Here is a 12,301-nt window from a genome sequence, read left to right on the forward strand (position 1 = left end):
TACGGAGAAAACCATTATGTCGCTCAAATTAGGTGTCATCGGCGCTGGCGCTATCGGTAAAGAACACATCCGTCGCTGCACCCAGGTTCTGCAGGGCGCCACCGTTGTGGCGGTGTCTGATATCAATGCCGACAACGCCCGCGCGGCGGTCGCGCTGCCGGGCGTGCAGGCGGAAGTCTACGCCGACGGCCACGACGTGATTAACGCCAGCGATGTCGATGCCATCCTGGTCACCTCCTGGGACCCGACCCACGAAGAGTACACCCTGGCCGCCATCGCCGCCGGTAAGCCAGTGTTCTGCGAAAAACCGCTGGCGATGACCGCGGAAGGCTGCCGCCGCATCGTCGATGCCGAAATGAAGGCCGGCCGTCGCCTGGTGCAGGTAGGTTTTATGCGCCCATACGACGAAGGCTATCTGGCGCTGAAAAAAGTGATCGACGATGGCGATATCGGCGCGCCGCTGATGCTGCGCTGCGCCCACCGCAACCAGTCGGTCGGCGAGAACTACACCACCGATATGGCGATCACCAACACCCTGATCCACGAGCTGGACGTGCTGCGCTGGCTGCTGAACGATGACTACCGTTCCGTGCAGGTGCGCTTCCCGCGCTCCACCTCGCACACCCATGCGCGCCTGAAAGATCCGCAGATCGTCTCCTTTGAAACCAAAAAAGGCACCCTGATCGACGTCGAAGTGTTCGTGAACTGCCAGTACGGGTATGACATCCAGTGCGAAGTGGTCGGCGAGACCGGGATTGCCCGTCTGCCGGAGCCGTCTGCCGTCCAGATGCGCAAGTCCGCCAGCCTGTCGACCGCCATTCTCACCGACTGGAAAGACCGCTTTATCAAAGCCTACGACGTCGAGCTGCAGGCCTTTATCAACGACGTCAAAGCCGGCCAGCTGCACGGCCCGTCGGCCTGGGACGGCTACGCGGCGTCGGTGGCGGCGGACGCCTGCATTAAAGCGCAGGGAACCAGCGAGCCGGTTGAAGTGACGCTGCCTGAGTGCCCGGCATTCTATAAACGTTAAGCACGTTTTGCTGACGGAACTTCTTTGCACAGGTAACGACGATGAAAATTGCCTTTGATGTGGATGTGATTAAGGACCTCGGGATCACCCGCATGGTCCATCAGGTAGCGGAGTGGGGCTACAAGTACATTGAACAGTCGCCGCACCCGCAGATTAACCCGTTCTACAAGCACCCGCGCGCCAGCCGGGAGATCATGGCGGAGTACAAGCAGGCGCTGCGCGATACCGGCCTTGAGCTGTCGTCGTTTATCTGCGTCTACCGCTGGTCCGGCCCGGACGAACTGCGCCGTCAGGCGGCGGTGAAAAACTGGAAACGGCTGGTGGAAATTGCGGTGGAGATGGGCGTTCAGGTGATCAACACCGAGTTCTCCGGCGATCCGAATCAGCCCGAAATCTGCGATGAAATGTTCTATCGCTCGATGGAAGAGCTGTTGCCGATTTTTGAGCGGGAAGGCATCCGCGTGGAGATCCAGGCGCATCCCTGGGATTTCTGCGAAGAGAACAATGAAACCGTCGATATCGTGAAGTCGTTCCGCAGCGATAACGTGAAGTACGTCTACAGCGTGCCGCACACCTTTTTCTACGACAAAGGCGTCGGCGACGTGGCGAGCATGCTGCGCTACGCCGGGAGCGATCTCTCCCATGTCCTGATTGCGGACACCCGCAATCATACGAAACATTGCCGCTATATCGTTAACCCGCCGGGCGTGGATGCCGTGGTGCACCAGCACGTAGGCGTCGGAGAAGGGGATGTGGATTTCGACGCGCTGTTCCGCACCCTGCGCGAAATGAAATTCGCCGAGCAGACCTTCAAGGTCGGCGGGGAGCCGATTGTCGCCACCTCGCTGTTTGGCTACCCGGAAAAAATGAAATACCAGGCAGTGGAAACCCGTGAACTCATTGAACGTGAATTGCTGCGCCGTTAAGGCGCAGCGGCAGGAGCCCTACTATGAACAAAGATAACGTCAAACTGGCTATCGCCCCGATCGGCTGGACTAACGATGATATGCCGGAACTCGGCAGCGAAAACACCTTCCAGCAGATCGTCAGCGAAATGGCGCTGGCCGGCTTTACCGGCAGCGAAGTCGGCAGCAAATATCCGCGCGACCCGGCGGTCCTCAAGCCGATGCTGGATATCCGCGGCATTCAGATCTGCAACGCCTGGTTCAGCACCTTTTTCGCCAACGGCCAGCGGGAAAAAACCATTGATGAATTCGTCAATCACATGAATTTCCTGCATGCGATGGGGGCGAAAGTGATTGGCTGCTCCGAGCAGAGCGGCAGCATCCAGGGGCTGGATAAACCGATCCTCGGCGATGCGAAGCCGTGCTTCAGCGACGAAGAGTGGCAGCGGGTAGCGGAAGGCTATAACACCCTCGGTCGCCTGGCGGCGGAGAAGGGGATGCAGGTCTGTCTGCACCACCACATGGGCACCGGCATCCAGACCACTGCGGAAATCGACAAGTTTATGTCGCTGGTGGACGAGCGCGTCTTCCTGCTGTTCGACACCGGCCACGCCTGGTATTCCGAAGGCGGCGAAGCGCCGATGCTGGCGATCCTCAAAAAGTATCTGCCGCGCATCAACCACGTTCACCTGAAAGACGTCCGTCCGCCGGTGATCGACCAGGTGCGCCGCGACGGCCTGTCGTTCCTCGACGGCGTGAAAAAAGGCACCTTCACCGTCCCGGGCGACGGGGTGATCGATTTCCGTCCGGTGTTCAAGCTGCTGGACGACTTTGGCTATAAAGGCTGGATGGTGGTGGAAGCCGAGCAGGATCCTGCTCTGGCCAATCCTTTCGAATACGCCGTCAAAGCGCGCAAATATATCCGCGAAACGGCAGGGATCTAATCGTTGTGACATTTTCAGGCCATACCGGGTATGGCCTGCTTTTTTTCCTTCCTCAACCGGACCCAGGGCTCAACCACGGCGCCGGACAGTTCCCTCTCCCGGGATTAGGGCTCAACCACAGCGCCGAACCGTCCCCTCTCCCTCAGGGAGAGGGCCAGGGTGAGGGTGAGGATGACGGGTAAAGCGTCACTTCACTTCCGCCAGCGCGGTCTTATCCACATAAGGTTTCATCAGCGCGTCGGCTTCCTTCTGCGCCGCCTGAACCGCCGCTTCCGGCGTCACTTTGGCATCGTTAACCACCGCCGCCAGCTGGTTCTCCATCGCCTTACGCACCGCTACGGTCTCCCAGGTGGAGTACCACGGATGGGCGTACTTAAGCTGCTCAAGGGCGATCGCCGCCCGCGGATCCTGCTGCAGATAGGCCTTCATCTCCGGCGTATCGTATGACGCCTTGCGCGGCGAGAAGTAGCCTGTAAAGCGGCTCCATGCGCCGTTCACGTCGGGGCTCACCAGATAGGTCAGGAACTGATACGCCGCTTTCTTCTGCGCATCGCTGATGCCTTTAAAGCTCACCAGGCTGGCGCCGCCGATCGGCACCGCGCGCTGCTCTTTGGCCGGCAGCATCGCCACCCCAAGCTCAAAGTCTTTGCTGTTCTCGCGCATAAAGCCCAGCGCGCCAGTGCTGAGCATCGCCATCCCGAGCTTACCGGAGAAGAACGCGGCGCTGATCTGCTTCGAGTTCAGCACCCCGGACGGCATCACCTTGTCCCTGTAAATCAGATCCTGCCAGAAGCGCAGGGCGCCGATGGCGGTCGGCGAGTTGTAATAGACCTCGCCCGGATAGTCTTCGTTAAAGTATTTCCCGCCGTTGGCGCGTACCAGCGCCGAGAAGATCCAGCCGCCGTAGTCGTCGTTGGTCGACGGCAGCATGATCCCCCACTGGCCTTTGCTCTCGTCGGTCAGCTTTTTGGCATCAGCCAGCAGCTCGGCCCAGGTCTGCGGCGGCTGTTTGATCCCGGCCCGATCGAACATCGTCTTGTTGTAGTAGAGGATCGGCGTCGAGTTATGGAACGGGATCGCATAGGTGGTGCCCATCACCTGGGCGTTCTTATGCATCGCGGGCCAGAATTCCTTTTGCAGAAAATCGCCAGCCTTTTGATCGCCATATTTAAACAGCTCGTCCATCGGCAGGATCTCATCCTTCAGCGCCAGATCGGTGGTGAAGTTGGCGGACATGATCACCAGCGCCGGCGGCTGGCCGGCCTTCTGCGCCGATTCGGCTTTGATCTTGGTGGTGTCGTAGTTGCCAGTGAAGATGCCGCGCACTTCGACATCCTGCTGCGAGTCGTTGAATTGCTTAATGACGCGGGTCATCTCCATGGTCAGCTTGCCGTCCACCGGCGCCGGGAACATGAAGTCTATTTTCTCTTTTGCCAGCGCCGCGCCGCTCAGGGCAAGACTGAGGCCAACCGCGACTACCGTAAGAGGTTTAAACATGATTACACTCCATCAGTAAATTATGCTGGGTCTCAGCATGAAAAAGATGCACATCGGCAGGCGAGAAGCCGACCAGTAGCGACTCGCCTTTCTCCGGCACCGTGCCGCGGTGGCGGCGGCTAAAGCGCAGGGTGCCGATCGGGGTGCTGACGTGGAGCAGGTAGTCGGCTCCCATCAGTTCTCGTTGCAGAACGGTGGCCGGGAGGCGCAGATGGCCCTCCTCCACGCGGTCGGTAATATGTTCCGGGCGAACGCCCAGCCAGACGCGGGTCTGATCCCGGTGGCGCGGCGGCAGCGGATAGCGCTGTTCTCCCAACAGTACTTCACCATTGGCGCAGGGCAGCGACAGCAGGTTCATCGCCGGCGAACCGATAAACCCGGCGACGAACAGGTTGGCCGGGTTGGCGTACAGATACTCCGGGCGCCCGACCTGCTGTACGTGGCCGCCGTTCATCACCACGATGCGGTCGGCCATCGACATCGCCTCGGTCTGATCGTGGGTCACATAGATCGTGCTGGTTTTCAGCTGCTGGTGGAGGGCCATAATGCTGTCGCGCACTTCGCTGCGCAGGCGGGCGTCGAGGTTGGAGAGCGGCTCGTCCATCAGGAACAGCCGCGGATTGCGCACGATCGCCCGGGCCATCGCCACCCGCTGGCGCTGGCCGCCGGAGAGCTTCGCCGGTTTGCGGTCGAGCAGCGCCTCCAGCTGCAGCATCTGCGCCACTTTATCCACCCGTGGCTGCCAGCTGCTTTTCTCTTCCTTGCGCACTTTCATGCCGAAGGTGATGTTGTCGCGCACCGACAGATGCGGAAACAGGGCATAGTTCTGGAAGATCATCGCGAAGTTGCGCTCGCGCGGCGTGGCGGCGGTGATGTTCTCATCATGCAGCCAGATTTGGCCTTCGCTGACCGGCTCCAGGCCGGCGAGCAGGCGCAGCAGGGTGCTTTTCCCGCAGCCCGACGGGCCGACCAGCACCACGAATTCACCTTCGTGAATATCCAGCGACAGGGCGCTGAGCGCCGGTTTGCCGTCGAAACGTTTACTGATGTTTTGCAGACTGAGCATGGCGGTTAGCGCTCTTCCGTTGGGCAACTGATGTTTTCGTCGTACAGCCAGGGGCCGGCGTAGTGGGCCAGCGAGTGCTGGTAGCTCACCCACTGCTCGCCGACCTGGCGGTGCATCAGGCATGAAGCCGGGGAGAGGTCGTAATAGGGCCGGGTGTCTTCGTGGCAGTACGGCACCTGATGGACGGTACCAGGGATAGTGGAGATCAGCGCCTGGCGATACTGGGTCATGGTCAGGCTGTGGTTATGGCCGCAGAAGATGCGCGTCAGCGACGGGAAACGCTCCACCAGCGCCAGCAGACGGTGGCCGTTTTCGCAGGCGATCGGGTCCATCTGCGCATTGCCCAGCGGCAGAGGCGGGTGGTGCATAAAGATGGTCGCCGGTTTGTCGCCGCCCTCGAACAGCTGGGCTTCCAGCCAGCCGATGGTCTCGTCGGTCAGCCAGCCCTTCGAGGTGCCGGCGCGGCTGGAATCGATAAACAGCAGGCGGGTGGCGAAGTCATCCACCGCATAGCGCATATTTTGCGGATCGTTGCCCAGCTGCGGGCACAGCGGGTGAAGATGCTCCAGAAAATGGGCTTTGTCGTCGTGGTTGCCGGGGATCAGATACAGCGGATAGTTCAGGCTGCCGAGGATCTGGCGGGCCATCTGATACTCCTCCGGGCGGCCGCAGTTGACGATATCCCCGCTCACCACCACCGCGTCCGGGCGCTCGCGCAGCGCGTTAAGCTGCGAGACCACGTCGGCGTTGGCGGCGTTGACGTCGATAAAGCCGTACAGCTTCTCGCCGCGGCTGCGGAAATGGGTATCGGAAATGTGCGCTAACAGCATGAATCACTCCTTATTTGATCCCGGAGAAGCCGAAGCTCCGCAGGAACTGTTTCTGAAAAAGGATGAACGCCAGCATCAGCGGCAGGCAGACCATCAGCGTCCCGGCGCCGATGGTGCCCCACTGGCCGCCGGATTCGGCGCCCATGGCGAAGGAGACCAGCCCGACGGTCAGCACCTGCTTATCGGGATCGTTGAGCATCATCAGCGGCCACAGGTACTCGTTCCAGTGGTAGGTAATGCTGACGGTGGCGAAGGCCAGCACCGACGGCCAGGACATCGGCAGCAGCACGCGGAACAACACCTGCCACCAGCGGCAGCCCTCCATCAGCGCCGCCTCCTCCAGCTCTTTCGGGATGGCGAGGAACGCCTGACGCATCAGGAACACGCCGAACGCCGAGGTGAAGTAGGGCATCATCACCCCGGTGAGGGTGTTGAGCAGGCCGAAGGTTTTCAGGGTCAGCATGTTCGGCACCATCATCACTACCGGCATGATCATCAGCTGCACCAGGAACAGGAGAAACAGCGTCTGCTTGCCGCGAAACTCGTGGCAGGCGAAGACGTACCCGGCGGTGGTGATGGTCAACAGCTGCACAAAGAAGGTGCCGAAGGTGAAGATAAGGGTGTTGGCGTACAGGCTCAGCCAGTCGGCGCTGTTCCAGGCGTCGCGGAAGTTATCGAGGGTCAGCGGCAGGCACGGCAGCAGCGAGGCCATATCTTCCCCGAAGGTGGTGGCGCTGAACGAGGTGGCCAGCATCCAGATAAACGGGCTGATCCACAGCAGCGCCAGGCAGCACATTAATACTGTGAGCGTAAAGGGCGACGAGCGGCGCAGGCGCAACCACAGTGGACGCGTAGCGGTGGGCGAGCGGACCAGCAGCGGCGAGATGTCAGCGCTCATAGTGGGCTCCTTTCTCCAGCAGTTTCAGGTTAATCAGCGAGAAGGCGAACAGCCCGGCCAGGGTCAGGAAGGTGGCGGCGGAGGCTTTACCGAGGTCGTGGGTATCCCAGGCGAGATTCTGGATGTAATAGAGCAGCACGGTGGTGGCGTTGTCCGGCCCGCCGCGGGTCATTACCGCCACGTGATCGATCTGGGTAATGGAGTAGATCAGCGCGGTGGTGATTACAAAGCTCAGCGTCGGGCGCAGCAGCGGCAGCGTCACTTTAAAAAATACCTGGGTGCGGGTGGCCCCTTCCATCAGCGCCGCTTCCCGCGTCGAGGCCGGAATGCTCTGCAGCCCGGCGAGGAAAAACAGCATGTAGTAGCCGGCGAACTTCCACACGCCAATCAGCGCCAGGGCCAGCAGCGCGCTGTTGCTGCGCCCCAGCCAGTTGTTGTTCATCGGCCCGAACAGCTTCGCCAGATAGTGGTCGAGCAGGCCGAGGCCGGGCATAAAGATAAACAGCCACAGCGCGGCGGCGCTGACCATCGGGATAATCATCGGGAAGAAGAAGGCGGTGCGCAGCCAGCGGTTGACGCGATGGTTCTCGCTCAGCGCCACCGCCAGCAGCAGGGCGAGGGTCACCCCGGGCACCACCGTCAGCAGGATATAGAGCAGGTTATTGCCCAGCGACTGCCAGAAGACGTTATCGGCAAACAGGCGGGCGAAGTTATCCAGCCCGACGTACTGTGCGCCGTCGCTGGCCATGCGGGTATCAAACAGGCTGTCATACACCGAACGCCCCAGCGGGAACCAGGTAAACAGCAGTAAAAACAGCAGGGAAGGCGACAGGATCAGCCAGGGAAGCCAGGTCTTTCTCATGGTGACGCGCATCTCGTTCAGCCATTTATCGAAGCCCGGATTGTGGGAAGCAATGACTACAGAGGCATGGCGGGGAGATGACGGTTTGATGAAGCGACGGGGAAAACGCCGGGCGAGCGGGCCGCCCGGCGGGAGAGAACCATCAGAAGTCGGCTTTCAGCACCGCGCGGTAGCGGGCTTTGCCTTCGCGAACGTGCTTCAGCGCTTCGTTAATTTGTGACATCGGGAACAGCTCGGTGGTCGGGGCCACTTTGCTGCGCCCGGCGAACTTCATCAGCGTGCGCAGTTCGGACGGGTTGCCGGTCGCCGAGCCGGAAATGCTGCGGTCGCCGCCGATAAGGGTAAAGGCCGGCACCGGGAACGGCTTCATCACCGCGCCGACGGTATGGAAGTTGCCGCCGTAAGCCAGGGCTTCGAAGTACGGCTGCCAGTCGAGGTCCACAGCCACGGTGTTGATGATCAGGTCAAACTGGCCGGCCAGCGCTTTTAAGGCTTCGGGATCGCGGCTGTTGACCACGCGATCGGCGCCCATCGCCAGCACTTCCTGCTCTTTGGCCGGGTTGGAGCTGAAGGCGGTCACTTCCGCGCCCATCGCCCGCAGCAGCTTAATGGCGATATGGCCGAGGCCGCCGATGCCGATCACCCCGACGCGGCTGGTGGCGGTGACGTGGTGGGTCAGCAGCGGTTTAAAGACGGTGATGCCGCCGCACAGCATCGGGCCGGCGGACGCCAGATCGATGCTCTCCGGCAGGGGGATCACCCACTGCCAGTCGGCGCGCAGCTTATTGGCGAAGCCGCCGCGGTTGAGAATGGTCGGCACCGAGCCTTCCAGACAGTTGATCTGGTTGCCGCTGATGCAGGCGTCGCAATGGCCGCAGCTGCGCGCCGTCCAGCCGATGCCGACCTTCTGGCCAATCTTCAGCCCTTTATCCTGCGCCGCGCTGCCCAGCGCCGCCACCCGGCCAATCACCTCGTGACCGGCCACCAGCGGGTAGCTCGACATCCCCCATTCGTTGTCGATCATCGACAGATCCGAATGGCAGATCCCGCAGTATTCCACTTCAACTTCAACATCTTCCGGCTGCAGCTCGCCGGCATCGTACTCCCACAGCGACAGATCGGCGCCCGCTTCTTTGGCGGCGTAGCTTTTAATGATGCTCATGTTTATTTCCTTGGGGTTGGCGTGATAACCCAGAAAGTGTAGAGCATGGTATTCCACGGCGCTTGGCAATCGGAGGGGTCGCGAAGCGGGCGGACCAGCCGCCCGTTAAGCTCAGCGGCTGGCCAGCGGCCACTGATTAAGGCGGATGCCGCGCTGCGGCGCGTTCTCGGCAAAATCATCCAGCACCGCCCGCACGTCCGGGTCCAGATAGCCGACGCTGTCGTGCTCGACGATCACCACACTCTTTTCCGGAATTTTCGCCAGCAGGGCCAGCAGATGCGGATTGTGCATAAAGGTCAGATTTTGCTGGATGCGCAGCACGTAGTGGTCATCGTAGCGCGCCAGCTGCAGCGAGTGGCGATGGCTGCGCCAGAGGCTGAACGCCATCTGGGTGGCAAGACCAATCCCGATCCCCGCCAGCATGCCGAAGGCGATAATCCCGCCGATGGTGGCGAGGAACGGGACGTACTGCGCCGCCCCCTGGCGGAACTGCTCGATGAACAGCCGCGGCGTCGCCAGCTTATAGCCGGTATACAGCAGCACGGCGGCGAGGCTGGCGAGCGGGATCAGGGTCAGCAGGCCGCTGAACCACAGGCCGCAGATCAGCAGCAGTACGCCGTGGATAAAGATCGACAGTTTGCTCTGCGCACCGTTGCTGACGTTCACCGAGCTGCGGACGATCACCGCGGTGATCGGCATCGCCCCCAGCACGCCGGAGAGCAGATTGCCCACGCCCTGGGCGACCATTTCGCGGTTCGGCGAAGGCGGCGGATTTTGCGGGCGCAGCTTTTTCAGCGCCTCCTGGCTGAGCAGGGTTTCGAGGCTGGCGACCAGCGCCAGGGTTACCGCCACCACCCACACCGACGGATTGCGCCACGCGCTCCATGCGGGAGACTCCAGCTCGCCCAGCAGATCGCCGAGGCTGCCGAACGCCGGCAGGGTAATACGCGGCAGAGCGGCCAGCTGCTGCGGCGCAAAATGGGTCAGCAGCAGGGTGGTCACGCAGCCGAGCAGGACGGCGATCAGCGGCCCGGGGATCCAGCGCAGGCTCTTCACCCGGCGGATAAGCGGCGAACCCCACAGCCAGAGCACCAGCAGGCCGCCCGCGGCCACGGCAATCGCAGTGACGGAGAAAGCGGCATTGCCCTGAACCACATCGGCAAGCCCGGTCTCTTCCGCCGTGCCGAGCGCGACAGGGATCTGCTGCATAATCAGCAGGATGCCGATCGCCGCCAGCATACCTTTGATGACGCTGGCGGGAACCAGCGAGATAAAGCGCCCGGCCCGCAGGATGCCGAACAGTAGCTGCAGCACGCCGGCCAGCACCAGCGCCATCAGGAAGACGGAGAAGGAACCCAGGGATTCAATGGCGGCGACGACGATGGTGACCAGTCCGGCGGCGGGGCCGCTGACGGCGAAGCGGGAGGGGCTGAGGGCGGTGACGACCAGGCCGCCGATGATGCCGGTCAGCAGGCCGACGAAGGGCGGTAAGCCGCTGGCCTGGGCGATGCCGAGGCACAGCGGCAGGGCGACAAGGAAGACGACGATGCCGGCGAGAGAGTCCTGACGAAGCGTGTTCATGGGGCGTGCTCCTGCGGTGAGAGGTGTTCGACGAGGGTGGTTAAATGGCCGGAAGCCAGATCGTAGACGCAGCCGTGCAGGCTGAGCGGCCGCCCGCTGGCGAGCACCGTCTGCACCGGCTCACTCTCCAGCAGACGGGCGAACTGGGCGCGAACGTTGGCTTCCACCAGGGCGTCCAGCGCATGGCGAGAGCGCTCCGAATCGGTGCTGGCGCTGGCGCCGGAGGAGGCCGCAACACCACATCCATCGGCGATCTGCACCATTTCATGATGCAGGGTGTGGCGCAGCTGGCCGATGCGGCGAGCCAGCGCCGAGGACTCCTGCGCCAGCGGCAGGGTGGGCAGAGAGAGCGCCGCCTGCACGCCGCCGCAGCCGTAGTGGCCGCAGAGCACCACCCGCTCCACCTCAAGGTAATGCAAAGCATACTGCAGGACGCTCATGACGTTGTCGTCGGCGGGGTCGAGCATGTTGGCGATATTACGGTGGACAAAGAGCTCGCCGGGCTGGCTGCCGGTGAGCACCTCGGCGGGAACGCGGCTGTCGGAGCAGCCGATCCACAGCGAGTGGGGCCGCTGCCCGTCGACCCATTTTTCGAAATAGTCCGGATCATGCTGACACTTCTGCAGCGCCCAGCTGCGGTTGCGGGCCAGCAAAGGTTTTAACGTCGTCACAAGTATTCTCCTGAGTTAATTCATCGAGTGAATATGTCCATCAAGACTCGTACAGCGACTAGTAAAAATAGTGTTTACCGGAACCCTTCACGCCTGAGGAAAATCCTGGAATAAACGGCAAAAAGAAAACTTTTCATTAATGTAAAGTTATAAAAATATTGATGAAATTAATACACAGCTGCGGGAACGGATGAATAACAAAAAGGTATTGGCTAAAACTTTCTGGAATATATAGGAATGATGGTGGGTGGGATTAGGGGGATATTTGGCGATTGGTGAGTGGATTTGTTTGGGGAGAGATGGATTGTGATGGGGATGCGGGCGAGAGTGATGTGAGAATAATTTGAGATGAATTTGAGTGGGATTTGGGAGTGCTGGGGGAGAAGGGGGAACGGCTGGCAAGTGGAGTTGGATTTGCGGGAGGGTGAGAGGAGGGGGCTGGTGGCAGTCGCGCTATGGAACGGCAGCAAAAGGTGACGCCGCGCAGGATAGCGCTGTTTTTTTCAACACTTAGCGCAATGACGGCACGCTGTCGCTTGCATGACCGCCGCCGACAGGTATAATCCAGAACGTTTCCGCATCCCCTTCAGTGCCGAAGTGGCGAAATCGGTAGACGCAGTTGATTCAAAATCAACCGTAGAAATACGTGCCGGTTCGAGTCCGGCCTTCGGCACCATCGGAACATCAATAGACGTCAACGGACGTCTTTTTTTGTGCCTGAAATCCAGTATCCGCAAGGTTTTCCTCGCTTTTTCACTCAACCTAAGTCAACCTGATTCAATCTACATCAACTTACTGATGCGGGTACAACTGCGGGTATATCGCGGTTCGATAATGTTTGTACCCACACAGAAC

General features: G+C 61.0%; 11 protein-coding genes and 1 tRNA gene. 4 read left to right on the plus strand and 8 right to left on the minus strand.

Features of this window, described 5'->3' with window-relative positions; all coding sequences use genetic code 11:
- The first annotated feature begins 16 nt into the window (after positions 1–16).
- The 3 genes from CE636_RS17805 to iolE are packed head-to-tail and all read left to right on the plus strand — an operon-like array spanning position 17 to position 2,879.
- Complete coding sequence (locus CE636_RS17805; protein WP_004186740.1) at positions 17–1,030, plus strand: Gfo/Idh/MocA family protein; 1,014 nt, start codon at positions 17–19, stop codon at positions 1,028–1,030.
- 41 nt (positions 1,031–1,071) lie between these two features.
- Positions 1,072–1,956, plus strand: a complete 885-nt coding sequence (locus CE636_RS17810) for a sugar phosphate isomerase/epimerase family protein (protein ID WP_004152193.1) — start codon at positions 1,072–1,074, stop codon at positions 1,954–1,956.
- A gap of 23 nt (positions 1,957–1,979) precedes the next feature.
- Positions 1,980–2,879, plus strand: a complete 900-nt coding sequence (iolE, locus tag CE636_RS17815) for a myo-inosose-2 dehydratase (protein WP_002886970.1) — start codon at positions 1,980–1,982, stop codon at positions 2,877–2,879.
- 186 nt (positions 2,880–3,065) lie between these two features.
- Here the strand turns inward: iolE and CE636_RS17820 are convergent, their stop codons facing one another.
- From CE636_RS17820 to CE636_RS17860, 8 genes are all read right to left on the minus strand, one after another.
- Complete coding sequence (locus tag CE636_RS17820; protein ID WP_017899881.1) at positions 3,066–4,376, minus strand: ABC transporter substrate-binding protein; 1,311 nt, start codon at positions 4,374–4,376, stop codon at positions 3,066–3,068.
- Positions 4,369–5,442 (minus strand): ABC transporter ATP-binding protein, encoded by a 1,074-nt coding sequence (locus tag CE636_RS17825; protein ID WP_017899880.1) that lies wholly within the window; start codon positions 5,440–5,442, stop codon positions 4,369–4,371. Before CE636_RS17825 ends, CE636_RS17820 begins: the two co-directional genes overlap by 8 nt.
- Positions 5,443–5,447: 5 nt before the next feature.
- Positions 5,448–6,272 (minus strand): phosphodiesterase, encoded by an 825-nt coding sequence (locus tag CE636_RS17830; RefSeq protein WP_017899879.1) that lies wholly within the window; start codon positions 6,270–6,272, stop codon positions 5,448–5,450.
- Between the two features lie 10 nt (positions 6,273–6,282).
- Positions 6,283–7,170 (minus strand): carbohydrate ABC transporter permease, encoded by an 888-nt coding sequence (locus tag CE636_RS17835; RefSeq protein WP_017899878.1) that lies wholly within the window; start codon positions 7,168–7,170, stop codon positions 6,283–6,285.
- A complete protein-coding gene (locus CE636_RS17840; RefSeq protein ID WP_004146807.1) occupies positions 7,160–8,044 on the minus strand; it encodes a carbohydrate ABC transporter permease in 885 nt (294 codons plus the stop codon). The genes CE636_RS17835 and CE636_RS17840 overlap by 11 nt, the downstream gene beginning before the upstream one ends.
- Before the next feature lie 130 nt (positions 8,045–8,174).
- Entirely contained in the window at positions 8,175–9,194 is a 1,020-nt protein-coding gene (ahr, locus tag CE636_RS17850) for an NADPH-dependent aldehyde reductase Ahr (protein WP_004178400.1), read from the minus strand.
- Between the two features lie 111 nt (positions 9,195–9,305).
- On the minus strand, positions 9,306–10,775 hold the full coding sequence (locus CE636_RS17855) for a SulP family inorganic anion transporter (RefSeq protein ID WP_017899877.1): 1,470 nt from the start codon (positions 10,773–10,775) through the stop codon (positions 9,306–9,308).
- Positions 10,772–11,446, minus strand: coding sequence for a carbonic anhydrase (locus CE636_RS17860; RefSeq protein ID WP_017899876.1), 675 nt, complete (start codon positions 11,444–11,446; stop codon positions 10,772–10,774). Before CE636_RS17860 ends, CE636_RS17855 begins: the two co-directional genes overlap by 4 nt.
- Positions 11,447–12,037: 591 nt before the next feature.
- Between CE636_RS17860 and CE636_RS17870 the strand changes: the two genes are divergently transcribed.
- Positions 12,038–12,122: transfer RNA gene (locus CE636_RS17870), tRNA-Leu, on the plus strand.
- Positions 12,123–12,301: the final 179 nt, after the last annotated feature.

This window comes from Klebsiella sp. LY (genome assembly GCF_004010915.1).
GTDB classification, from domain to species: domain Bacteria; phylum Pseudomonadota; class Gammaproteobacteria; order Enterobacterales; family Enterobacteriaceae; genus Klebsiella; species Klebsiella quasipneumoniae.

Coding starts and splice junctions, on each gene's coding strand:
- CE636_RS17830 (WP_017899879.1), bottom strand. CDS start 6,272: ATGCTGTTAGCGCACATTTCCGATACCCATTTCCGCAGCCGCGGCGAG.
- CE636_RS17840 (WP_004146807.1), bottom strand. CDS start 8,044: ATGCGCGTCACCATGAGAAAGACCTGGCTTCCCTGGCTGATCCTGTCG.
- CE636_RS17855 (WP_017899877.1), bottom strand. CDS start 10,775: ATGAACACGCTTCGTCAGGACTCTCTCGCCGGCATCGTCGTCTTCCTT.
- CE636_RS17825 (WP_017899880.1), bottom strand. CDS start 5,442: ATGCTCAGTCTGCAAAACATCAGTAAACGTTTCGACGGCAAACCGGCG.
- CE636_RS17805 (WP_004186740.1), top strand. CDS start 17: ATGTCGCTCAAATTAGGTGTCATCGGCGCTGGCGCTATCGGTAAAGAA.
- CE636_RS17835 (WP_017899878.1), bottom strand. CDS start 7,170: ATGAGCGCTGACATCTCGCCGCTGCTGGTCCGCTCGCCCACCGCTACG.
- iolE (WP_002886970.1), top strand. CDS start 1,980: ATGAACAAAGATAACGTCAAACTGGCTATCGCCCCGATCGGCTGGACT.
- CE636_RS17810 (WP_004152193.1), top strand. CDS start 1,072: ATGAAAATTGCCTTTGATGTGGATGTGATTAAGGACCTCGGGATCACC.
- ahr (WP_004178400.1), bottom strand. CDS start 9,194: ATGAGCATCATTAAAAGCTACGCCGCCAAAGAAGCGGGCGCCGATCTG.
- CE636_RS17820 (WP_017899881.1), bottom strand. CDS start 4,376: ATGTTTAAACCTCTTACGGTAGTCGCGGTTGGCCTCAGTCTTGCCCTG.